The organism is Ruegeria lacuscaerulensis, from assembly GCF_013031245.1.
GTDB lineage: Bacteria > Pseudomonadota > Alphaproteobacteria > Rhodobacterales > Rhodobacteraceae > Ruegeria > Ruegeria lacuscaerulensis_C.
This window is the reverse complement of record NZ_WPZL01000011.1, coordinates 1-21,378: the sequence shown is the minus strand read 5'-3', so window position 1 is coordinate 21,378 and position 21,378 is coordinate 1. Positions and strand designations below refer to the sequence as shown.

At 60.2% G+C, this 21,378-nt stretch carries 21 protein-coding genes; 10 read left to right on the top strand and 11 right to left on the bottom strand.

From position 1 onward, the window contains the following. Window positions 1-59 precede the first annotated feature (59 nt). Both GOX66_RS14125 and rarD read left to right on the top strand, forming a co-directional pair. Complete coding sequence (locus GOX66_RS14125) at window positions 60-2,513, top strand: GcvT family protein (RefSeq protein ID WP_170763382.1); 2,454 nt, start codon at window positions 60-62, stop codon at window positions 2,511-2,513. 174 nt (window positions 2,514-2,687) lie between these two features. Then, on the top strand, window positions 2,688-3,593 hold the full coding sequence (rarD, locus tag GOX66_RS14120) for an EamA family transporter RarD (RefSeq protein WP_170763381.1): 906 nt from the start codon (window positions 2,688-2,690) through the stop codon (window positions 3,591-3,593). Here rarD and GOX66_RS14115 read toward each other — a convergent pair. Next, entirely contained in the window at window positions 3,584-4,294 is a 711-nt protein-coding gene (locus GOX66_RS14115; RefSeq protein WP_170763380.1) for an SGNH/GDSL hydrolase family protein, read from the bottom strand. The genes rarD and GOX66_RS14115 overlap by 10 nt on opposite strands. Window positions 4,295-4,296: 2 nt before the next feature. After that, window positions 4,297-4,707 (bottom strand): nuclear transport factor 2 family protein, encoded by a 411-nt coding sequence (locus tag GOX66_RS14110; protein WP_170763379.1) that lies wholly within the window; start codon window positions 4,705-4,707, stop codon window positions 4,297-4,299. 96 nt (window positions 4,708-4,803) lie between these two features. Here GOX66_RS14110 and GOX66_RS14105 point away from each other — a divergent pair, with 96 nt between their 5' ends. Next, window positions 4,804-5,451: an RluA family pseudouridine synthase gene (locus GOX66_RS14105; RefSeq protein ID WP_170763378.1), complete on the top strand. Its 648-nt coding sequence runs from the start codon at window positions 4,804-4,806 to the stop codon at window positions 5,449-5,451. A 2-nt stretch (window positions 5,452-5,453) separates the two neighbouring features. Here the strand turns inward: GOX66_RS14105 and GOX66_RS14100 are convergent, their stop codons facing one another. Continuing rightward, entirely contained in the window at window positions 5,454-5,639 is a 186-nt protein-coding gene (locus GOX66_RS14100; RefSeq protein WP_170763377.1) for a hypothetical protein, read from the bottom strand. A gap of 103 nt (window positions 5,640-5,742) precedes the next feature. Here GOX66_RS14100 and GOX66_RS14095 point away from each other — a divergent pair, with 103 nt between their 5' ends. The 4 genes from GOX66_RS14095 (at window position 5,743) to GOX66_RS14080 (ending at window position 8,732) form a co-directional block, all read left to right on the top strand. Continuing rightward, window positions 5,743-6,435 (top strand): helix-turn-helix transcriptional regulator, encoded by a 693-nt coding sequence (locus tag GOX66_RS14095; protein WP_170763376.1) that lies wholly within the window; start codon window positions 5,743-5,745, stop codon window positions 6,433-6,435. Window positions 6,436-6,553: 118 nt separating this feature from the next. Further along, the gene (locus tag GOX66_RS14090) at window positions 6,554-7,225 is read left to right on the top strand and encodes a YiaD family glycine zipper/OmpA-like lipoprotein (RefSeq protein ID WP_170763375.1); all 672 of its coding nucleotides are present in this window, start codon (window positions 6,554-6,556) and stop codon (window positions 7,223-7,225) included. A gap of 114 nt (window positions 7,226-7,339) precedes the next feature. Continuing rightward, the gene (locus GOX66_RS14085) at window positions 7,340-7,882 is read left to right on the top strand and encodes an NADPH-dependent FMN reductase (protein WP_170763485.1); all 543 of its coding nucleotides are present in this window, start codon (window positions 7,340-7,342) and stop codon (window positions 7,880-7,882) included. A gap of 49 nt (window positions 7,883-7,931) precedes the next feature. Next, window positions 7,932-8,732, top strand: a complete 801-nt coding sequence (locus GOX66_RS14080; protein ID WP_170763374.1) for an HTD2 family dehydratase — start codon at window positions 7,932-7,934, stop codon at window positions 8,730-8,732. Here the strand turns inward: GOX66_RS14080 and GOX66_RS14075 are convergent. Continuing rightward, complete coding sequence (locus GOX66_RS14075) at window positions 8,724-9,764, bottom strand: NAD(P)/FAD-dependent oxidoreductase (RefSeq protein WP_170763373.1); 1,041 nt, start codon at window positions 9,762-9,764, stop codon at window positions 8,724-8,726. The genes GOX66_RS14080 and GOX66_RS14075 overlap by 9 nt on opposite strands. Before the next feature lie 49 nt (window positions 9,765-9,813). Between GOX66_RS14075 and mnmC2 the strand changes: the two genes are divergently transcribed. Next, the gene (gene mnmC2 / locus GOX66_RS14070; protein WP_170763372.1) at window positions 9,814-10,479 is read left to right on the top strand and encodes a tRNA (5-methylaminomethyl-2-thiouridine)(34)-methyltransferase MnmC2; all 666 of its coding nucleotides are present in this window, start codon (window positions 9,814-9,816) and stop codon (window positions 10,477-10,479) included. After that, on the top strand, window positions 10,476-11,345 hold the full coding sequence (locus GOX66_RS14065) for a DMT family transporter (RefSeq protein ID WP_170763371.1): 870 nt from the start codon (window positions 10,476-10,478) through the stop codon (window positions 11,343-11,345). Before mnmC2 ends, GOX66_RS14065 begins: the two co-directional genes overlap by 4 nt. Here GOX66_RS14065 and GOX66_RS14060 read toward each other — a convergent pair. After that, window positions 11,319-13,283 (bottom strand): lytic transglycosylase domain-containing protein, encoded by a 1,965-nt coding sequence (locus GOX66_RS14060; RefSeq protein WP_170763370.1) that lies wholly within the window; start codon window positions 13,281-13,283, stop codon window positions 11,319-11,321. The two genes, GOX66_RS14065 and GOX66_RS14060, sit on opposite strands and share 27 nt — an antisense overlap. 133 nt (window positions 13,284-13,416) lie before the next feature. Between GOX66_RS14060 and dapA the strand changes: the two genes are divergently transcribed. After that, window positions 13,417-14,289 (top strand): 4-hydroxy-tetrahydrodipicolinate synthase, encoded by an 873-nt coding sequence (dapA, locus tag GOX66_RS14055; RefSeq protein ID WP_170763369.1) that lies wholly within the window; start codon window positions 13,417-13,419, stop codon window positions 14,287-14,289. A 35-nt stretch (window positions 14,290-14,324) separates the two neighbouring features. On the opposite strand, the gene GOX66_RS14050 is transcribed toward dapA, so the two are convergent. From GOX66_RS14050 to pta, 6 genes are all read right to left on the bottom strand, one after another. Continuing rightward, window positions 14,325-15,209: an RNA polymerase sigma factor SigJ gene (locus GOX66_RS14050; protein ID WP_170763368.1), complete on the bottom strand. Its 885-nt coding sequence runs from the start codon at window positions 15,207-15,209 to the stop codon at window positions 14,325-14,327. Next, on the bottom strand, window positions 15,206-15,667 hold the full coding sequence (locus GOX66_RS14045) for a carboxymuconolactone decarboxylase family protein (RefSeq protein WP_170763367.1): 462 nt from the start codon (window positions 15,665-15,667) through the stop codon (window positions 15,206-15,208). The genes GOX66_RS14050 and GOX66_RS14045 overlap by 4 nt, the downstream gene beginning before the upstream one ends. Window positions 15,668-15,770: 103 nt before the next feature. Then, window positions 15,771-16,658, bottom strand: coding sequence for a dimethyl sulfoxide reductase anchor subunit family protein (locus GOX66_RS14040; protein WP_170763366.1), 888 nt, complete (start codon window positions 16,656-16,658; stop codon window positions 15,771-15,773). After that, window positions 16,658-17,407, bottom strand: a complete 750-nt coding sequence (locus GOX66_RS14035; RefSeq protein WP_170763365.1) for a 4Fe-4S dicluster domain-containing protein — start codon at window positions 17,405-17,407, stop codon at window positions 16,658-16,660. The genes GOX66_RS14040 and GOX66_RS14035 overlap by 1 nt, the downstream gene beginning before the upstream one ends. Next, the gene (locus GOX66_RS14030) at window positions 17,404-20,217 is read right to left on the bottom strand and encodes a molybdopterin oxidoreductase family protein (RefSeq protein WP_170763364.1); all 2,814 of its coding nucleotides are present in this window, start codon (window positions 20,215-20,217) and stop codon (window positions 17,404-17,406) included. The genes GOX66_RS14035 and GOX66_RS14030 overlap by 4 nt, the downstream gene beginning before the upstream one ends. An 85-nt stretch (window positions 20,218-20,302) precedes the next feature. Next, on the bottom strand, window positions 20,303-21,316 hold the full coding sequence (gene pta, locus GOX66_RS14025; RefSeq protein ID WP_170763363.1) for a phosphate acetyltransferase: 1,014 nt from the start codon (window positions 21,314-21,316) through the stop codon (window positions 20,303-20,305). Between the last annotated feature and the right edge of the window lie 62 nt (window positions 21,317-21,378).

Sequence of the window (21,378 nt, the reverse complement as noted above, 5' to 3'; positions counted from 1 at the left end):
ATTTATTGTCGATCTTTCGTGGCAATTAAGCTGAAACCTGACACAGCGGAGATTTCAGGATGGTTGATCTTCCCAGCAAGGCCCGAGTGGTCATCATCGGCGGCGGCGTCATCGGATGCTCGGTCGCGTATCACCTGACCAAAAAGGGGTGGAATGACGTAGTGCTGCTGGAGCGCAAGCAGCTGACCAGTGGTACAACATGGCATGCGGCGGGCTTGATTGCGCAGCTGCGCGCGACGGCGAACATGACCAAGCTGGCGAAATACAGTCAGGAGCTTTATGGCGCGTTGGAAGAGGAAACAGGCGTTGCCACCGGGTTCAAACGGTGCGGGTCGATCACCGTCGCCCTGACCGAAGAGCGCAGGGAAGAGATTTACCGTCAGGCCGCCATGGCCCGCGCCTTTGGCGTCGAGGTCGAGGAAATCTCGAACGACCGAGTGGCCGAACTGTACCCGCATCTGAACCTTGAGGATGTAAAGGGCGCCGTTTACCTGCCGCTGGACGGGCAGGGCGATCCGGCGAATATCGCTCTGGCGCTGGCCAAAGGTGCCCGTCAGCGCGGCGGCATTGTCAAGGAACGCGTGAAGGTTACCGATATCGTCAAACATGGCCGCAAGGTGACCGGTGTCAACTGGGTTGCCGACGATGGCAGCGCCTCGGGCCATATTGAGTGTGACATGGTGGTAAACTGTGCCGGTATGTGGGGCCACGAAGTGGGTCGCATGGCCGGTGTGAACGTACCGCTGCACGCCTGCGAACACTTCTACATCGTGACCGAAGCTATCGACGGCCTAACCCAGTTGCCGGTGCTGCGGGTGCCGGACGAATGCGCCTATTACAAGGAAGATGCGGGCAAAATGCTGCTGGGCGCGTTTGAACCGAACGCGAAGCCCTGGGCGATGGAGGGCATTCCCGACACGTTCGAATTCGACCAGCTGCCCGAGGATTTCGACCATTTCGAACCGATTCTCGAGCACGCCTGCAACCGGATGCCGATGCTGGCCGAGGCGGGGATTCACACGTTCTTCAATGGACCGGAATCCTTTACCCCCGATGACGCCTATCATCTGGGTCTGGCGCCCGAGATGGATAACGTCTGGGTCGCGGCGGGCTTCAACTCGATCGGCATTCAGTCTGCCGGCGGTGCGGGCATGGCGCTGGCAGAGTGGATGGATACGGGCGAAAAGCCGTTCGACCTGGGCGATGTGGACATCAGCAGGATGCAACCGTTCCAGGGCAACAAGCAGTATCTGTTCGAACGCTCCAAGGAAACGCTGGGCCTGCTTTATGCCGACCATTACCCCTACCGTCAGAAGGCCACCGCGCGTGGAGTACGACGGACGCCGTTCCATCACCACCTGAAGGAACAGGGGGCCGTTTTCGGCGAACTCGGTGGTTGGGAACGGGCCAACTGGTTCGCCAGCGAAGGGCAGGAGCGCGAATACCAATACAGCTGGAAACGGCAAAACTGGTTCGAAAACTCGGCCGCCGAACACCGCGCCGTGCGTGAAAACGTTGGCATGTACGACATGTCGTCCTTCGGCAAGATCCGGGTCGAAGGCCCCGACGCCGAAGCCTTCATGAACTATGTCGGCGGTGGCGACTACTCGGTGCCCAACGGCAAGATCGTCTATACCCAGTTCCTCAACCGCACTGGCGGAATCGAGGCCGACGTGACCGTCACCCGGTTGACCGAAACCTTGTATCTGGTTGTCACCCCGGCGGCGACCCGACTGGCGGACCAGACCTGGATGCACCGCCACGCAAGCAAATTCAACGTGGTCATCACCGACGTGACCGCGGGCGAGGGCGTTCTGGCCGTGATGGGCCCGAATGCGCGCGCCTTGCTGGAAAAGGTCTCGACCAATGATTTCACCAATGCCAGCAATCCGTTTGGCACCGCACAGGAAATCGAGATCGGCCTGGGCCTGGCCCGCGCCCATCGCGTGACCTACGTGGGCGAGCTTGGCTGGGAAATCTATGTCTCGTCGGATATGGCGGGCCACGTGTTCGAAACTTTGCATGAGGCCGGTCAGGGCATGGGCCTGAAACTCTGTGGTATGCACATGATGGACAGCTGCCGGATCGAGAAGGGCTTCCGCCATTTCGGCCACGACATTACCTGCGAGGATCACGTCGTCGATGCGGGCCTCGGCTTTGCCGTCAAGGTTGACAAGGGCTGCGATTTTATCGGGCGCGAGGCGGTGATTGCGCGCAAGGAAAACGGACCGAAAAACCGCCTGGTCCAGTTCAAACTGACCGATCCCGAACCGCTGTTGTTCCACAACGAGCCGATCATCCGTGACGGCGAGTATGTGGGCTATCTGAGCTCTGGCAACTACGGCCACACACTGGGCGGGGCCATCGGCATGGGCTATGTGCCCTGCGAGGGCGAAAAAGCTGCGGATGTGCTGGGCTCGGCGTACGAGATCGACGTTTGCGGCGTGAAAGTGAAGGCTGAGGCGTCGCTCAAGCCGATGTACGACCCGAAGTCCGAGCGGGTGAAAGTCTGACTTTTTGAGTTTCATAAAACTGCCGGGGCGCAACAGTGCCCCGGCTCAGTTGCAATCCGTGTTTACGGAATGCGCGACATATCAGAATTCCTGATGGCTCGCTTCACAGTTTTCACAGTTTCCAACCCGGTCTGATTTGCCGTAAAGACAAACAGTATCAGCCGGAGACTTGTCGTGGCAGACTCCCCCGTACCACCGAACAATGTGGACACACCCAGAGGATTGGCGCTGGCCGCAACAGCCTATGTCCTGTGGGGGTTCCTGCCGCTTTATATGAAGGCCATGTCACATGTTGGCCCGGTCGAGATCGTGTCTCATCGCATCATCTGGTCTGTGCCCGTCGCGGGTCTGTTACTAGTCGCTCTGGGGCGTACGCGGGATCTGAAGGCTGCACTGGCAAACCCCAGGATGCTTGGCATGGCGGCTTTGACTGCCGCGCTGATATCGGTGAATTGGGCGATCTACGTCTGGGCAATTGCTTATGACCGGGCACTGGATGCGGCGCTGGGCTATTACATCAACCCGTTGTTCAGCATTGCATTGGGCGCGGTTCTGTTGCGTGAGCCGTTGACCAGAACCCAACTGGCAGCAGTTGCGATTGCGGCGTTGGGGGTACTGGTTCTGATTGTCGAGGCCGGAAGTCTGCCCTGGCCAGCGCTGGGGTTGATGGTCACGTGGGGATTCTATGCTTTCTTCAAACGGTCGCTCCCCATAGGTCCTAATCAGGGGTTTTTGCTTGAAGTGCTGATCCTGCTGATCCCCGCGCTGGCCTATGTGACATGGTTGGGTGCACAGGGGTCGGGGCATTTCGGGGTAGGCGCAACAGATACCATGTTGTTGGCCGGTGCCGGGGTGGTGACTGCCGTTCCTCTGCTGGTCTACGCAAACGGGGCCAAGCTGGTACGCCTGTCGACAATGGGCATTCTGCAATATATCGCACCAACCATGATCTTCATCACCGCCATCACCTTGTTTGGCGAACAGATTGACCGTGGGCGCATGATTGCGTTCCCACTGATCTGGGCGGCTCTGATTGTGTACACGATCCCGATGATCCGGCAGATACGGGCTCAGGCCTGACGCAGCAGGCGGGCGGCCTCTTCGGCCCAGATGGCATAGGTTTTCGGGCTGGGGTGGTACCCGTCCAGTGCTGCCAGCGCGGGGTCGTCCGGCAAGTCCAGTGTCAGGTGCCGAGCCTGCAGAAAGCGCGTGGCCACCTGTTGCAAACCCTGGTCAAGCCGTTCGGCCTGACGCCCGAGAACCCAGGCCAGAGGTTGCGGCAAGGCAGGGAAGCGGTTCATTTGCGGCACGGCTGTTACAACGACCCGTCGAACCCCCAGTTGCCCGGTCAGCAGGTTCAGCAACCGTGTCTGCCGTTCGATGAATCGCTTCTGCGAAGCGCCTCTGGTGACGTCATTCACGCCAAGGGCGGTTACAGCCATGTCAAATTGGCCGTCCAGGCTGCAAAGCCGATCAATCATGTCCTGTGTGGTGTGCCCTGTTGCAGCTTCCAGCCGCCATTCCACCGCATAGTGTTTGGCCAACCGGGCCACGAGATGACCTGACAGCGCCTGCGCCTGTGTGCCCGCGCCAACGCCTGCGGCCGAGCTGTCGCCCGCGATCAACAGACGCAATCGGGGGCCACGTCCCTCGCGCCCTTCGCGGGGACCAATAGGCTCGGGCAGCAGTTGCGCGTTGCGGCGTACAGACAGGCCCTGCGCTGCCAGAACCGGCAGCAGGGGCAGTCGCAGAATCTGATCGGATGCAATTGGGACAGGCATGGTCAGCTCAGCGCGCTTTTGAATTCGAGAAAACGGGCATCCGCCATAACCCGCTCCATCATCGCTTCGCGCAGGGCACCGATGGTTTTGTAGGGTCGCATAACGACCTCGAACTCCTGAATCAGGCCGTCGTCGTTGAGGGTGATCAGGTCAACGCCCACCGCGTCCAGATCACCGACCTTGCACTGAAACTCCAGCGCCCAGTCCTTGCCGTCGCCCATGATCCGGCGATAGCTGAAATCCGAAAACACCTGCCCCACATGCCCCAGAACTGCTGCCACACGTGCGCGCCCAGTCCAGGTGCTGTAATAAGTCGGCGGGGAAAACCGTACATCTTCAGCCAGCAATTCTTGGATCAGGTTTTCATCGCCTTCGGCAACGACTTCTTGCATGCGCTCGATCGTGGGGTGCATGGCTTCTCCTCTGCTTTGGCCCGAGATTTGCTGAACCTATCCGTTCAGGCAAGGCCGACGTTGCGGGAGGCAGCGTGCTGCGATAGGCAGGCGCGCATGAGCGAGACCTATGATCCCCCGAAAACGCCCCTGGACGTGCTGCACGAAGATGCGCAGCTGATCGTAGTGAACAAGCCCTCGGGGCTGCTGTCTGTGCCGGGCCGAGGTGAACATCTGGCTGATTGCCTGCTGACGCGGGTACAGGCGGCGTTTCCACAGGCGCTCTTGGTGCATCGGTTGGATCGGGACACGTCAGGTGTGATGGTGTTTGCCCAGTCGCCCCATGCACAAAGGCACCTGAGCATGCAGTTTGAGAAACGACAGACCCGCAAAACCTATGTCGCCCGTGTCTGGGGGCGGGTCGAGCCGAAAACCGGAACTGTGGAACTTCCGCTGATCGTGGATTGGCCCAACCGCCCGCGTCAGATGGTGTGCCATGAAACAGGCAAACCCGCAGTTACCGACTGGCGTGTAATCAAACACGAAGGCGAGACGACCCGAGTTCGCCTGTTTCCGAAAACAGGCCGATCCCACCAGCTGCGCGTTCATATGCAGGCGCTGGGCCACCCTATCTTGGGGGATCCGTTCTATGCCGAGGGCGCGGCGCGAGAGTTTCCGCGTCTGATGCTGCATTCCGAGGAGTTACGCCTGAAGAATCCCGAAGGCGGCGTCTCGGTGAAATTCCGCGCCCCGGCTGATTTTTGACTTTAGGCTGTGCTGGTCCACAGCATCTTCAGATTACCCAGTGAAAACCGTTTTGTCCGCTTGCGCGGTGCGCACGGCTGGCGGGCAGCCATGATCTCGCGCTCAATCTCAAAGGCGCGCAGGTTGTGGTCCTGTGACCAGCGATCCAGTTTCAGGGTCATCATCACGTGGTTGTCGAGATATGGCATGGTCGAACTCCTTTCCTTTAGGGTTCAAACCTGCCGCATCACTCCTGACATCACCTTGTCAGGGGGGTGTGCTAGTGTGTCAGCAGATCACCCGGAGAACCCCATGCGTCGCTCGACCCGCCTGTTCGAAATCATCCAAATCCTGCGGTCCGCCGAAGCGCCGGTCACGGCCGAGATGCTTGCGGAAAAGCTCGAGGTGTCCGCGCGCACGGTTTACAGGGACATTGCGGCCCTGCAGGCTCAGCGCACCCCGATCGAGGGCGAGGCGGGGGTCGGTTACCTGATGCGGCGTGGCTATGACTTGCCGCCGCTGAATTTCGATGCCGAAGAGGTCGAGGCGCTTTGGGTCGGACTGTCGATGCTGGCGCGCACCGGTGACAGTACCCTGCAACAGGCCGCCGACCGGGTGTGCCGCAAGATCGAAGCCCTGCGCGTGCCCGCCGATTGGCTACAAGTTGCCCCGTGGGGGGCACCCATGGACGACCCGGCCAAAGGTTGTGTCCCCGTGGTGAATTACCGCGAGGCCATTCGGGCCGAGCGCAAAATTCGTATAACCTATGTCAATTCCCAAGGCGACCGGACTGAGCGGATCGTCCGGCCTGTTGCTCTGATCTATCACATCGAATGCACCATGCTGGCTGCGTGGTGCGAATTAAGAAGCGGGTTTCGCCATTTCCGCACCGATCGGATCTGGGCGTGCGAGTTGATTGACGACCACTTCTGTGGACAGGGCGAACCGCTGCGCGCGATCTGGCAGGAACAGAACCGCTGGGAAGAACCCGCAAACGTCAGTTGAACGGCGGGGAATTGCCGATTTCACCGAATTGTTGCTTGTGACTGCGTACAAGCGGCGTGATAAACTGCGCCAAACAATACGGGTCCGGTGAACGGACCCCGGAGCAGAAGGTGATTCCATGACGATTTCCAAGTTCGTTCTTTCCGCCGGGCTTTGCTCGGCCCTGTTTCTTGGGGCCTGTACTGACCCCGGTACCTTGAACCTGCCCTCCGACCCCAACCAGAACGCCAAGCAAGGCGCAATTCTGGGCGGCCTGGTCGGGGCGGGCGTCGGGGCCATCGCAAATGGCTCTGACCCCCTGCTGGGTGCGGTGGCCGGGGCTGCCGTTGGTGCGGCCGGCGGAGGTTTGATCGGCAATCAACTGGATAAGCAGGCGGCGGAACTGCGTCAGCAACTGGCTAATGACGGCATCACCATCGTCAATGCGGGGGACCGCCTGATCGTCACCGTTCCGAATGATATCACCTTTGACACCGACAGCTCGACCGTGCGTCCTGCGCTGCGTTCCGATCTGGTGCGGGTCGGTCAGAATCTGGTGAGGTACCCCAACTCGAACGTTCAGATTATCGGCCATACCGACAGCGATGGCGAGGCGTCCTACAATCAGGCCCTGTCCGAACGCCGCGCCCGGTCCGTGGCGGATATCCTTCAGGCCAATGGTGTGAACGGGGTGCGGATCACCACAATCGGTCTTGGGGAAAACCGGCCCGCCGCCTCGAACCTGACGCCCGAGGGCAAGGCCCAAAACCGTCGGGTCGATATCGAGATCATCCCCAACGGTCGCACGTAACGTGACGGGGCGCTTTCGGGCGCCCTTTTTTTGCACATTGACTGCGCGTCACCCGGGCTTTGGTACACGCAAGCTTTGGGCTAGCTTTTGGGAAACACCATGACGGAGTTCCCTATGTCCGAACCGATCCTGCTTGGCCTCTCCGGCTCGTTGCGCCAAAGCGCCACCAACCGCAAACTGCTGCGCGAGGCGGCGCGGTTGTTCGAGCCTGGCACGTTTATCGAGGCGGATCTGAACCTGCCGCTTTATGACGGCGATCTGGAAGACGGTGAGGGTATTCCCCAGGCTGTTCAGCTGCTGTCCGATCAGATTGCGCAGGCGCACGCGGTTATCATTTCCACCCCGGAATATAACAAAGGGCCGTCGGGGGTTCTGAAAAACGCACTGGACTGGGTTAGCCGAACCGACGGCCGCCCTTGGGCTGACAAACCGGTCGCCGTGATGTCGGCTGCCGCGGGCCGCGCGGGCGGCGAGCGCGCGCAGATGGTTCTGCGTAGCTATATGGTTCCCTTCCAGCCGCGCATTCTGCAGGGGCCTGAAATTCATCTGGCCAGCAGTTCGAACGAATTTGACGAACAGGGAAAACTACTAAGTGAACGCTATGAAAGCTCTTTGCGAACTTTGATGCAGAAACTGCGGTCAGAGGCCGGGTTTTAATCCTGTCCTGCCGCTTGCCCCCAAACGCACTGCTACCTAATCTGCCGCTATGGCGGAAGAAACTCAGACCGACGTGATAGATCCGGCCCGCGCCGCTGCATTTCAGGCAGCGCTGGGGCAGGCGGTGACGATCGGGCACGGTGCACCGTTGCCGCCGTTCTTTCACCAACTGTATTTCTGGTCGCCGCGCCCGCCGCAGGAGTTGGGGCGCGACGGGCATCCAAAGGTGGGAGGTGCGCTGATCCCGGACATGGGACTGCCGCGTCGGATGTGGGCAGGGGGGCGATTGCATTTTCACGCCCCATTGACTGCGGGCACCGGGGCCGAACGGCGGTCCGTTCGGGAAAATGCAACTTCGAAAACCGGCCGCACAGGGCAGCTGGGCTTTGTCACATTGCGCCATGAGGTTTGGCAGGGTGACACATTGTGCCTGACCGAATGGCAGGATCTGGTTTATCACCAGGATCCCTCAGCCGATGAAGCCAAGCCAGCTCCGCCGACCGCGCGAATCGACGAAACAGATCGGCGTGAGGTCACTTTTGATTCCACCCTGCTATTTCGCTATTCGGCGCTGACCTTCAACGGCCACCGAATTCACTACGATCTGGATTATGCGCGCGACATCGAGGGGTATGCTGGGCTGGTCGTGCATGGCCCGCTGCTGGCGCAGCATCTGATGCTGTTCGCCGAGAAATTGATGGGACCGCTGGAGCAGTTCACGTTCCGCGCGTCCTCACCGCTGATGCATTTCGAAACGGCATCCCTCTGCCGGAACGGTCAGGCTCTGTGGGTGCGCGGGCCCGACGGACGGCAATGCATGACGGCTGAAGCTACGCCCCTGTCAGAGTGAGGCTTCGGGTCGGAATTCCTCGGGGATGGTATCGCGCCCGTCGAGAACCAGATCGGCCATGACTGCGGCCACTTTGGGGGCCATGCCGAAGCCTATCTTGAACCCTCCGTTGGCGATGAACTGCCCCTGGTGCAGCGGGTGGGCACCCAGCATCGGCGCGCGGCTTTTGCTGCGGGGGCGCACGCCTGCCCATCTTTCAATGACCTCAGCGCCGTGCAGCAGCGGCACCGCGCGCGTGGCACGGTCCAGCACATCGTCCAATGCGGAATCGGTGCTGGTGGGGTCGTCATAGTCGCGTTCTGATGTCGAGCCGATTGCAAGAGTTCCATCTGCGTGTGGCACTATGTGGACGGCATCGGCAAACAGCTGCGGGACTTCGCCTGCGTCGAACCGCAGCAGGGCGGCCTGCCCTTTGACGCCGTTGCCGACGGTCTTGCCAAAAGCGGCGCTGAGTTCCTGCAATCCGGCCAGACCCGTGGCGTGAATGACCTGGCCACGGTCGGGCGCATCCTTCTGGACCTCAACCCCCATCACCGCCAGCGCCGAGACCAGCGCGGCACACGCTCGGCGGGGATGCATGCGGGCGCTCAGCGTATCGTGGATCACGAACCCGGTCGGGCTGGGCGGGCACCACGCGCCAATGTCAGCCGCTTCTACGACCCGCCACTCGGCCCGCCCCTGCCACAGCTCAGCCGCTGTGCCCGCGCGCGCATGGGCAAGCTCGAGCGTGCGGGCGTCCGGGATGGGCTGCAGGCGTCCCAGCCGCGCATATCCGGGTGAGACGCCACCGGTGGCTTCGACCTGTTTCCAGAACGGTTCGGCCATGATCAGGCTGTCGAACTGAAAGGCTTTCTTCGCGTTCCAGTTCTCAGGCACATGTGGGGCCAGCGCGCCCACCAACCCACCGCTGGAACCGGTGCCGGGGCCGAAGGGGTCAACAACCTGCACCTTTGCGCCGCGCCGCGCGCAGGTCCAGGCGATGGACAGGCCGAAAATCCCCGCACCGCGCACCGTTACATCGACCATTGCCATTCCCCTTATCCTTGTTCAGTGTCGCGCCGCTTAGCTACAGGATTTCCCAATGGCAGACCAGCGTGCCAAACTGACATGGACCGATGATCAGATTCCGGTCTCGGATCGTTTCGACGACCCATATTTCTCGTTGCAAAACGGGTTGGAGGAAACGCGGCACGTGTTTCTGGCGGGCAATGATCTGCCCGCGCGGTTCGCGCCGGGGTTTCATATTGCCGAGCTGGGCTTTGGCACCGGTCTGAATATGCTGACCGTATGGTCCGAATGGGAGAAGTCCGGCCGGACCACCCCCCTGTCCTTTACCAGCTTTGAGGCGTTCCCAATGGATTCTGCGGACATGGCCCGCGCACTGGCGGCATTCCCTGAACTTGCCCCTTGGAGCGAGCGTTTCCTTGCGCAGTGGCAGGGCGGAGCGTGCGATCTGGGTACTTTGCGGCTTGAAGTCGTCGAGGGGGATGCACGCCAGACCCTGCGGGGTTGGACCGGCGCAGCGGATGCGTGGTTTCTGGACGGGTTCTCTCCGGCAAAGAACCCTGAATTGTGGGGGGCTGATCTGATGCAACAGGTGGCGGACCATACGACTGTCGTGGGCACGGCGGCCACCTATACAGCCGCCGGTTTCGTGCGGCGGGGGTTGGAAGAGGCCGGGTTCTCTGTCACCCGCACCCCCGGCTATGGCCGCAAGCGCCACATGACCCAAGCGATCAAAGCATGACACAGCAGAATAACGTGCGGGCCGGAATCGGCCTGATGATCGCGGCGACGATCGTGTTTGCCCTGCAGGACGGTATCTCGCGCCATCTGGCCGGGACGTACAACACCTACATGGTTGTGATGATCCGCTACTGGTTCTTTGCCGCGTTTGTCATCACGCTGGCAGCGCGCGCGCCCGGCGGCCTGAGGGCCGCGACACGGACCAGCCAGCCGGGGTTGCAGGTGTTTCGCGGTGTGCTTTTAGCGGCCGAAATATGTGTCGCCGTTTTTGCCTTCACGGTTCTGGGCCTGATCGACACGATGGCGGTGTTCATCTGCTACCCGCTGCTGGTCGCCGCGCTGAGCGGGCCAGTCCTTGGTGAGCAGGTGGGATGGCGCCGCTGGGCTGCGATCGGGGTAGGCTGCGTCGGGGTTCTGATCATCCTGCAACCCGGGGCTGGAGTCTTTAATCCATGGGCCATCATCCCGCTGATTTCCGCGCTGATGTTTGCGCTGTACGGGTTGCTGACCCGCTATGCCGCCCGCAAGGACAGCGCCGCCACCAGCTTCTTCTGGACAGGTGTCGCTGGGGCTGTGGCGATGACTTTGGTCGGGATGTGGTATTGGGAACCGATGGCGCCCGCAGACTGGGGCTGGATGGCCTTATTGAGCGTCAGCGGTGTTTTGGGCCATTGGCTGTTGATCAAATGCTACGAGATGGCCGAAGCCAGCGCGGTGCAGCCTTTTGCCTATTTCCATCTGGTCTGGAGTGCGATTCTGGGTATTTCAATCTTTGGCGAGTCGCTGCGCCCAGCGGTTATCGTAGGCGCAGCTTTGGTCGTGGCCGCGGGGCTGTTCACCCTATGGCGCGAAAGACGCCAGGGTTGAGCCGACAAGTTCCTGCGAAAACGGGATGGGCAGCGCGGGCTGACCCAGGCGGGCGCGATAGACCGGCAGGCTTTCCGCCACGCGCATCACATAATTGCGGGTTTCGCTGAACGGGATGGTCTCGATCCAGTCGACCATGTCGATCTCGCCGGCACGAGGGTCACCATAGCGCTCCATCCAGGAAATTGGCCGACGCGGTCCGGCATTATACCCTGCGGCCATCATCACAACGTTGCCGTTGAAATCGGCCGCCAGCCCGGACAGGTAGTTTGCGCCCAGCTTGGCGTTATACTGCCAGTCCGAGGTCAGTTTCAACGTCTTGTGACCGCTGAGGATGCCCAGTTCCTTTGCCACCAGTTTGGCCGTTGCCGGCATCACCTGCATTAATCCCCGCGCACCCGCACCACTGACCACGACTGGGTCAAATTCGCTTTCGCGGCGGGCGATGGCCAGTGTCATTTCTTTGGCCATGGGCAGACCGATATCAGCCACCGGGTGCACCGGGTAGTAGGCGGCGGGTAGAACGATGCCGGTTTTTGCAGCACGTTTGGCGATCATCACGGCCAGGTGCGGCTCTTTCAGTTCGATCACCAGATCGCCAAGCTGTGTCGCCTGCACCTGATCCAGTTCTTCAACCAGATGGGTCAGGAAGCGTTCGGCCAGGTTGTCCTCACCCGCGCGCAGCAATAAAAGGCCGGCCTCCAACACGCTTGAATCAGCAAATTCGGCCTGTTTCCAGTGTGGTGCCCGGCGGGGATTGGCCAATTCACTGTCAAAGGGTCGCCCGATCCGCTCGGCCGCCAACAGGCCATAAAAAGACGTCTGGTAATCCGCGCCTTTCGCATAGGCCTCATAGGCTTTTTCAGCATCGCCTTGCGCGGCATAGGCCCTGCCCAGCCAATACCCGCCGCGCCCTTTGGAAATCGGCGATTGCACTGCATCCGAGAAGTTCTGGAAATGCCGGACCGCCGTGGCCGGGTCGTTCAGTTTGCGCAGGGCAAGAAACCCGGCCAGCCACTCCAGATCGGCATAGCCATAACCCATTTCAGGGGTCATATGATGGTTGGCGGCAATTGCATAGGCGCGCTTCGCGCCACCATTACGCATCTCCAGCCGCGCCAGACGGCGGCGCCCCTCGGCCCACTTGTCCGGTTCTCCCAGCGCATCGGGGCCGGTTGACTGAGTCAGCATCAGGTCAATTGCGCTTTCGTCCAGTTCCTTCCTGTCGCGCCAGACGAAGCGGTCGAAGGCCAGTCCGGGAGAGTCTGCGAGAGATTTCGGAACGGCAGAGACCTTACCGTCCACGCCCGGTTGACGCTTTTGCAGCGCGATCCGCGCCTCGGCCAGCTTACGCTCATCTGCGCTGACCAGCGGCAGCATCTGCCCGGCGCTGACCAGATGATTGTCCCACAGCATCCGGTCCAGTCGGGCCGCGTGATGAGGTTTCAGCAAAGTGCTGAAGTTCTCCAGGTAGTCCTTTTGCAGGCCCCTGCCCATGGGCATGGTGCGCCAAGCGGTGACAATATCGGCTTCGGCATCGCCTGGACGGCCTTTTGCCTTCAGCGCGACAGCGTAGTTCAACGCCCCTTCGGCGGTCTGCGGCGGCGTGTCGGCGTAAAAATTCAATACCCGGTCGGGGTCGGCACCGGTAAAGGCGGGCTCGCTCTTGCTCCGCAGCCAGGCCAGGCCGGGCCAGTCCGGACGCCGATCGAGAAACACCAGAACGTCACCGGAACTGCCAAAACCTTCGCGCAGCCAGTGCCAGACGATGATATCGCGGGACACAGACCCGCGTGCACCGGACACACGCAGAGCGGCATTCCAGTCGCTCTTGCGCATTTCCGTCATACCGGCGCGCAGATCGCCTGCCGTATCGGCCTGCGCCTGCCCAATTGACCCAAGAATCACCACTATCAAAAGCGTCAGAACGCGTGTCATGCCTTGCATTTCCCAACCAACCAAGGATACAGCCATTCAGGATAAACCTTGCGCCGAAGGTATCAACTCACATCGCCAAGATTGTGACGGTCCTTGGGCAAAAAAACACTAACTGCACTCTAAGGAGCGTGTCATGTTCAAAGGCTCGATGCCAGCCCTCGTCACCCCGTTCAGCAACGGCGAGTTGGACCTGAAGACGCTCAAACACTTGGTGGAGTGGCAGATTCAGCAAGGCTCGACCGGGTTGGTTCCCGTGGGCACCACCGGCGAGAGCCCGACGCTGAGCCACGAAGAGCACGAGACTGTTGTTGAAGAGGTCGTCAAATCAGCTGCCGGTCGTGTGCCCGTAATTGCCGGTGCAGGGTCGAATAATACTGTCGAGGCGATCCGGTTCGTGCGATTCGCTGAAAAAGTTGGAGCGGCCGCAGCGCTTGTCGTGACGCCCTATTACAACAAGCCGACCCAAAAGGGTCTGCTGGCGCATTTCCGCGCGCTGCACGATTGCGCGGATATTCCGATCATCATCTACAACATCCCCGGCCGGTCGGTTGTCGACATGACGCCCGAGACCATGGGCGAGCTGGCGCAACTGCCGCGCATCGTCGGCGTCAAGGACGCAACTGGTGATCTGGCCCGCGTCAGCCAGCAGCGCGCAAGCTGCGGTGCTGACTTCTGTCAACTGTCGGGCGAGGACGCGACCGCGCTGGGCTTCAACGCGCATGGCGGTGTAGGTTGCATCTCGGTCACTGCCAACGTCGCACCAAAACTGTGCGCTGAGTTCCAGCAGGCAACGCTGGACGGCAACTATACCAAAGCGCTGGAGTATCAGGACCGCCTGATGCCGCTTCACGAAGCGATCTTTATCGAGCCCGGCCTGGTTGGCGCGAAATATGCGCTCAGCAAGCTGGGTCTGTGCAGCGAAGAGGTCCGTTCACCGCTGACTCCGCTGGAGGTCAGCACCAAATCCGCAATTGATGCGGCAATGGTGCACGCGGGGCTGCTCTGAACCCAAGTATCGGGGCCTGCTGGACCCAGTGGGCCCTATCGACTCAACAGCTTCTCCAGATGCTGGGTTTTGTCGGGGTTGCGCACCATGTAGATGGTCGCAATCCTGCCCTTTTCAATCTTCAGTGACGTTGCCTGCAATGACCCGCCGGGCTCTCGGTTGAGGATCGCTGGCAAGCCGTTCAGCCAACAAAAGACCCAGGTAACGCTTTGAGCAGCGGAGGGTTTCCGCGCCAATCCTGCGAAAAACCGAATAACTTTGTCCCGACCGTAAATCGGGTTCAGGGTTGCGATGATCTTTCCACCACCATCCGAGTGCAGCTGAACATCCCGCGCGAGCAGGTTGGTCAGGTGTTTCGTGTCGCCACTTTTGGCAGCGTCGAAAAACGCCTTGGCCAGTTCTTCACCCTGTTCACGCTCGACCCTGACGCGCGGCTTTACCTGCTCAACATGTTTTCTGGCGCGGCTGACCAGTTGGCGACAGCTGCCTTGGCTGCGTTTAAGTGTCTCGGACAGGTCGTCATACGAGTGTTCGAACACGTCATGGAGAAGGAAGGCCGCGCGTTCCAGTGGCGACAAACGCTCCAGCGCCATCAGAAGCGCCACCGAAACATCGCGGTCAAGCCGTTCGGTGGCATCTTCGGTGATCAGGGGTTCCGGCAACCACTCGCCGGGATAGACCTCGCGCACGGCCCGCGCTGCGCGCAAGTGGTCGAGGCAAAGTCTAGTCACAACCCGTATCAGGTAACCCGTTTCATCACGTACCTGTTCTGTATCGACACGCCGCCAGCGAAGATAGGAGTCCTGCACGATATCCTCGGCATCGCTGACTGATCCGAGCATGCGATAGGCAACCGCAAATAGGCGCGGTTGCACGTCGACAAAAGCCCGATCTTCAGGTTGTGACTCCGACCGGGTCACGCAGCGGTGGCCTTGCTGGATTCCGGGTGTGGCATCGCAAATCCGATGGCCAGGCGATTCCAGGCATTGATCGTGGTGATCACAAGGGTCAGCGCCACCTGATCCTGTTCCGAAAACTGATCGGCCATTACCTGATAGACGTCGTCAGGGGCACGGCTGGTCTCAATCCGGGTCAGGGTTTCGGCCCATGCCAGCGCCGCGCGGTCGCGTTCAGAATATAACGATGATTCATGCCAGGCATTCAGCAAGTGCAGGCGATCTTCGGTTTCGCCATTCTCGCGGGCGTCATGTGTGTGCATGTGAATGCAATAGGCACAGCCGTTGATCTGTGAGACCCTGAGTTTAACGAGCTCGATCAGGCTGTGTTCCAATTGGGACGCGCGCAGGCGCTCCTCCATGTCAAGCATGGGCTGAAGCAAGGTCGGTGCAACGGCAAAGTGATTGATCCGCGGTGACATTGAATTCTCCTGTTTTGGAAGTGAACAAAAACAGGACGGATGAGTCACCGGGTTTGTGACATGGTTCGAAAAAAAGAGCCTCGGGAGGAAGGCTCTTTTTTGGTCAGCGCTTGCCGTAATACAGCCCGACCACGTGCTCGGCCTGCGCGAAGAACAACCACCGAGAGATCACGACGCCAGTCAGATGCGACAGTACGGCAAACAGCGCAAAGATGTGTTTGATCACAGCACCCGAGACCGGTGTCAGGATCAACAGCAAGGGCAGGACAAACGCCAGTATGAACGATATCGTCCGCAACTTCTGCGCATGTTTACGGCCAACGACATGTACGAATTCACGCAGCAGATAGTTGGTTCCTGTATGCGGCGGTTCGAACGCGCGGACAGCACCGCGGCGTCCTAACCCTGTGGCGGTACCCAGATTGGTACCGGAACTTTCCAGCGCACGGTCGCCTTTCGCCCAATATGCAAGCTGTACAGCACCTGCGACGGCCAGCAGCCATGGGGCCAGAGTTTCGGCTCCGGACAGCAATGCACCGCCTGCAAGACTGAAGGACAAAAACACAGCCGGTGTCAGGTTCATGTTCCAACGCGGGATGGTCCTGAGCTGGGTATAGATCATCGAGGTGGTAAAAACGGTGGCAAGGCTGAGTATTGCACCGATCCAACCCAACAGTGACCAGTGGCTTTGCAAAAACACAGCCCCAAGAGCGTATAGCCCCATGACGATGAGCGCAGCAACCGCGCAGACCCCTTCACGGCTGAGCCAGCTGGACTTCCATTGGCTGAATGCTTTCCACGCCCGTTCCGGGTGACCCAGGTGGAAGGTCGACGCCAACAGACCTCCCACCGCCAGCGCATAGGCGATAGCGTAGAAAACGAAGGCGACAAACCCCGTTACCGGGGGTTGGCCGAGGCCCAGGAAAAAAAGCAACCCAAAGCCCAGACCCGAAAATGTCGTGAAGATGATTACAGAAGGGGCCGGATGCATCAGAGCTTCTCCAGTGTCTTGTCGAGCCAGCCAAGGAAGCCTTTGGGTTCTTCGGCAACCGGGGCCAGCAGGGGGGCCAGGATGTCGATCTGGTCCTCGATTTTGTCCTTGGGCCGCGGTGGCAGGTATTTGTTGACGGGTTTGGTGCCCATTTCGGGCATCAGGTCCATGCCCTCACGTTCCGCGACCAGTTTGCTGACATCGCTGTTCGGGTCACCCAGATCGCCAAAGTGGCGGGCGCCTGCGGGGCAGGTGCGCACGCAGGAGGGAATGCGATCCACTTCGGGCAGATTTTCATTGTAAATGCGATCAACGCAGAGGGTGCATTTCTTCATCACGCCCTCGGCCATGTCCAGCTCGCGCGCGCCATAGGGACAGGACCACGCGCACAGGCCGCAGCCGATGCAGTCGCTTTCGTTGACCAGAACGATGCCGTCCTCGACCCGCTTGTAGCTGGCCCCGGTGGGGCAGACGGTGACGCAGGGCGCGTCCTCGCAATGCAGGCAGGATTTGGGGAAGTGGATCAGCTGCGCGTGACCCTCGGCGGGTTGCACTTCGTAAGAGTGGACCCGATTCAGGAAGGTGCCAGACGGGTTAGCGCCATAGGCGTCCTGATCGGACAGGGGTGCGCCGTAGTTTTCCGTATTCCAGCCCTTGCAGGAAATCACGCAGGCATGGCATCCGACACAGGTATCCAGGTCGATGACCAGACCCATCTTGCGGTCAGTGGACTGAGGGAGTTGGGTCATTTGCCTACCTTCCACGCCAGATCTTTCGGGCCGGTGCCAACCGGTGATTCGATGGGTGCGAATTCTGGCTGGCTTTCCGCGTCTGACGGAGGATCGGCTTTCTCAATATTCACTTTTAGGTCGAACCAGGCGGCCTGACCGGTCACCGGATCGGAATTGGCCCACCGCATTCCGTCGCCCTTAGGTGGCAGAAGTTCGTGGATCAGGTGGTTCAGCAGAAAGCCTTTGGTCGCCTCGGGCGCGTCCTCCTGCAAAGCCCAGGCGCCCTTGCGTTTGCCAATGGCGTTCCAGGTCCAGACGGTGTTCTCGTTCAACGCCGCCATTTCCATGACTGGCACCGTGATTTCACCATGCGGAGAACTGACCTTGGCCCAGTCGCCGTCCTGCAGCCCATGTTCCCGCATCAACTTGGTCGGCACATAGAGCGGGTTGCGCCCGTGCAACTGCCGCAGCCAGGCGTTCTGGGTGCCCCAGCTGTGATACATCGCCATCGGGCGTTGGGTCAGGGCGTTAACGGTGAAACCTTCGTTGCCCTGCTGATCGGTTTCGTACCAGATCGGCAGAGGGTCCATTGTGTTCTTGATCCGTTGACGCAGATGCTCGGGCGGTTGGCGGTCGCCATGCCCTTCGGCGGCCAGTTGGAACTTGCGCATCGGTTCCGAGTAGAGCTGGAACAGGTAGGGCTGAGGGCTGTCGTAGATGCCCATTCCGACCGCCCAGTCCTGATAGGCCGTGTTCCATGGCTTGTAATAGTCGGCCCCCTCAGGGATATGCGCGACGTAGAAACCACCGTTTTCGATATAGCGGTTCAGCTGGTCAGGGTTGACCTCTCCACGCCCTTCCTTGTTGCCGTCTTCACCGCGGAAACCCGCCAGCGGGCCGATACCCGGCTTGCGCTGGTGGTTGACGATGTAATCAGCGTAGTCTTTCCATTTGGGGCTGCCGTCTTCGTTGGTGAAGCCCGGCAGACTCATGCGGTTGGCCAGTTCGATCAACACCGACTGGAATCCGCGCACGTCCCGGTCGGGCTCGATCACCGGCCAGCGGATGGCGTCGGCGGCGGCGTCGGCCTCGCAAATCGGGCGGTCCAACAGTGAGATACAGTCATGCCGCTCCAGATAGGTTGTGTCGGGCAGGATCAGGTCGGCATAGGCGACCATTTCCGAGGAGTAAGCATCCGAATAGATGATACGCGGGATGGTGTATTTGCCGTCCTCATTGCGGGCGGTCAGCATCTCCATCACGCCTTTGGTGTTCATGGACGAGTTCCACGACATGTTCGCCATGTACATGAACAGCGTGTCGATCTTGTAGGGATCACCGGCCGCGGCGTTCGAGATCACCATGTGCATCAGGCCATGGGAAGACATCGGGTTTTCCCAGGTGAACGCCTTGTCGATGCGCTGCGGTGTTCCGCAATCGTCCAACAGCAGGTCGTCAGGGCCGCGCGGGAAGCCAAGATGCGGGCCTTCCAGCGGGCGTCCGGGGCGGCGGTCACCATGCGGGGTTGGATGCGCTTCTACCGGTTTGGGGTAGGGCGGCTTGAATCGGAAACCACCGGGGACCTCGACCGTGCCCAGCAGGATTTGCAGTATGTGTAAGGCGCGACAGGTCTGGAACCCGTTGGCATGGGCCGAAATACCACGCATGGCGTGGAAGCTGACCGGTCGACCGATCATCTTGCTGCGCGTCTCGCCCCGGAAATCGGTCCATTCCTGATCCAGCTCGATGGCCTCATCAAAGGCCACGCGGGCGATCTCGGCAGCAATAGCGCGGATGCGGCTGGCCGGGATGCCGCAGCGCTTGGCCACAGCCTCGGGCGCATGATCGTCTGACAGGTACTTCTCGGCCATCAGGTGGAAGACAGGTCGGTGGGTGACGCCATCTTTTTCGTAGGTCGCAGACAAATCAGGGCGTACACCGGGTTTGTCAAAGGCCGTGGGTTTCCCCGTCGCCCGGTCGATTACCAGCGGCTTGCCATCTTCGTCGCGCAGAAACAAACCCTTTTCAGGGCCTTCGGCGGCGTTTACCAGAACCGGCGCGTTGGTATAGCGGCTGAGGTACTCAAGGTCGATCTTGCCTGCTTTCATCAGCACGTGGATCAGAGACAGGATGAACAATCCATCTGTGCCGGGCGTGATCCCGACCCAGTCATCCGCCACGGCGTTATACCCCGAGCGGATCGGGTTCACCCCGATCACTCTTGCCCCGCGCGCCTTGATCTTGCCGATGCCCATCTTGATCGGGTTGCTGTCATGGTCTTCGGCCACACCGAACAACATGAACAGTTTCGTGTGATCCCAGTCGGGTTGACCGAATTCCCAGAATGCGCCGCCCATCGTATAGATGCCGCCCGCCGCCATATTGACGGAACAGAACCCGCCATGTGCCGCATAGTTCGGCGTGCCGAAATTTTGCGCCCAGAAGGATGTGAAACTCTGACTCTGATCGCGGCCTGTGAAAAACGCCAGCTTCTGTGGTGCGGTTTCGTGCAGTTCATTCAGCCAGCCGACCGCCGTGCTGATCGCCTCGTCCCATTCGATTTCGCGGAATTCACCGGAACCGCGCGGCCCGACCCGGCGCAAGGGCTTGCGCAGACGTGACGGTGCGTTGACCTGCATGATCCCGGCGCTGCCCTTGGCGCAGAGCACGCCCTTGTTGACGGGGTGGTCACGGTTGCCTTCGATATAGGCAACCTTGCCATCCTTCATGTGGACATTGATACCGCAGCGACAGGCGCACATGTAGCAGGTCGTCTTGCGGACCTCGTCCGAGACTTTGGGCGAGGTTTCAATAACTGGCTGGTTCATATGCGTCCCTGTAGCTTGTAATCCGATCATTCTCACATTTTGGGGCCAATCGGAATTTTATTTTTACCCCGCCATTCAGATGCGATTAATTTTCTGCCTCGCCATGTTGGGCCTGTACGGCGGTTACAGCGATCATGTGCAGAACGTCCTCGGCGGAACATCCGCGTGACAGGTCATTTGCCGGTTTCGCCAGGCCTTGAAGGACCGGTCCTATGGCTTCGGCTCCGCCGATCCGTTGGGCGATTTTGTAGCCGAGATTGCCAGCATCCAGATTTGGGAAGACAAAGACATTCGCTTCACCCTTCAGCGGCGAGTCCTTGGCTTTCTTGGCTGCCACTTCGGGAACGAAGGCCGCGTCGAACTGCAACTCGCCATCGATCAGAAGATCGGGATTGGCAGATTTTGCAATCTGTGTCGCTTCGACGACTTTAGAGACCCGTGGATGATTTGCGCTGCCGCCAGTGGAAAAGGACAGCATCGCCACGCGGGGTGTTTCACGGGTCAGAGTCCGGTATGATTCGGCCGACGCTCTGGCGATTTCCGCAAGTTCTTGTTCGTTCGGATCGACGACCAACCCGCAATCAGCAAAGATATGTGCGCCGCGAACGGTGTGGTGGTCCCGGCAATAGAGCATCAGAAAGAAACTGGATACCATCTTGGCATCCCTAGCTTTGCCGATGATCTGCAAGGCGGCCCGCACGGTGTCCGAAGTGGTTTCAACAGCCCCACCTACGGTGCCGTCCGCCAGGCCTTCATGCACAAGCATGGCTGCATAGTTCAGTCGGTTGTGGATTTGTTGCTGCGCCTGTTCAAGGGTCATCCCCTTGTGTTTGCGCAATTCGTAAAGTGACGCGGCGAAGCCCTCGTTATGGAGTGAATCACTTGGGTCGTGAATGTCGATCCCTTTGACATCCGCACCGCCACGCTCGGCCAATAACGCGGTTACCTTGTCACGGTTTCCGACCAGGATGATCCGGGCAACGCTTTCGGCTCGCGCCTTCAACGCACCGTCTACGACACGAGGATCATCGCCCTCAGCGAGGGCGATGATTTTGTCGGAGCTGCTTGCAACCCCGAGGATTGTACGCAGAGGCTTCACGCCATTACGCCTCTTTTTGGGGTGTCATGTCTGCGTCTGAGATGCCTGCGACGGCGACGGGT

Excerpts from the sequence above, each read along its gene's own strand:
- GOX66_RS14125 (WP_170763382.1), top strand. The coding sequence starts at position 60 with ATGGTTGATCTTCCCAGCAAGGCCCGAGTGGTCATCATCGGCGGCGGC.
- GOX66_RS14115 (WP_170763380.1), bottom strand. The coding sequence starts at position 4,294 with ATGCCTGTCCCAATTGCATCCGATCAGATTCTGCGACTGCCCCTGCTG.
- GOX66_RS14110 (WP_170763379.1), bottom strand. The coding sequence starts at position 4,707 with ATGCACCCCACGATCGAGCGCATGCAAGAAGTCGTTGCCGAAGGCGAT.
- GOX66_RS14105 (WP_170763378.1), top strand. The coding sequence starts at position 4,804 with ATGAGCGAGACCTATGATCCCCCGAAAACGCCCCTGGACGTGCTGCAC.
- GOX66_RS14100 (WP_170763377.1), bottom strand. The coding sequence starts at position 5,639 with ATGCCATATCTCGACAACCACGTGATGATGACCCTGAAACTGGATCGC.
- GOX66_RS14095 (WP_170763376.1), top strand. The coding sequence starts at position 5,743 with ATGCGTCGCTCGACCCGCCTGTTCGAAATCATCCAAATCCTGCGGTCC.
- GOX66_RS14090 (WP_170763375.1), top strand. The coding sequence starts at position 6,554 with ATGACGATTTCCAAGTTCGTTCTTTCCGCCGGGCTTTGCTCGGCCCTG.
- GOX66_RS14085 (WP_170763485.1), top strand. The coding sequence starts at position 7,340 with ATGTCCGAACCGATCCTGCTTGGCCTCTCCGGCTCGTTGCGCCAAAGC.
- GOX66_RS14080 (WP_170763374.1), top strand. The coding sequence starts at position 7,932 with ATGGCGGAAGAAACTCAGACCGACGTGATAGATCCGGCCCGCGCCGCT.
- GOX66_RS14075 (WP_170763373.1), bottom strand. The coding sequence starts at position 9,764 with ATGGCAATGGTCGATGTAACGGTGCGCGGTGCGGGGATTTTCGGCCTG.
- mnmC2 (WP_170763372.1), top strand. The coding sequence starts at position 9,814 with ATGGCAGACCAGCGTGCCAAACTGACATGGACCGATGATCAGATTCCG.
- GOX66_RS14065 (WP_170763371.1), top strand. The coding sequence starts at position 10,476 with ATGACACAGCAGAATAACGTGCGGGCCGGAATCGGCCTGATGATCGCG.
- GOX66_RS14060 (WP_170763370.1), bottom strand. The coding sequence starts at position 13,283 with ATGACACGCGTTCTGACGCTTTTGATAGTGGTGATTCTTGGGTCAATT.
- dapA (WP_170763369.1), top strand. The coding sequence starts at position 13,417 with ATGTTCAAAGGCTCGATGCCAGCCCTCGTCACCCCGTTCAGCAACGGC.
- GOX66_RS14045 (WP_170763367.1), bottom strand. The coding sequence starts at position 15,667 with ATGTCACCGCGGATCAATCACTTTGCCGTTGCACCGACCTTGCTTCAG.
- GOX66_RS14040 (WP_170763366.1), bottom strand. The coding sequence starts at position 16,658 with ATGCATCCGGCCCCTTCTGTAATCATCTTCACGACATTTTCGGGTCTG.
- GOX66_RS14035 (WP_170763365.1), bottom strand. The coding sequence starts at position 17,407 with ATGACCCAACTCCCTCAGTCCACTGACCGCAAGATGGGTCTGGTCATC.
- GOX66_RS14030 (WP_170763364.1), bottom strand. The coding sequence starts at position 20,217 with ATGAACCAGCCAGTTATTGAAACCTCGCCCAAAGTCTCGGACGAGGTC.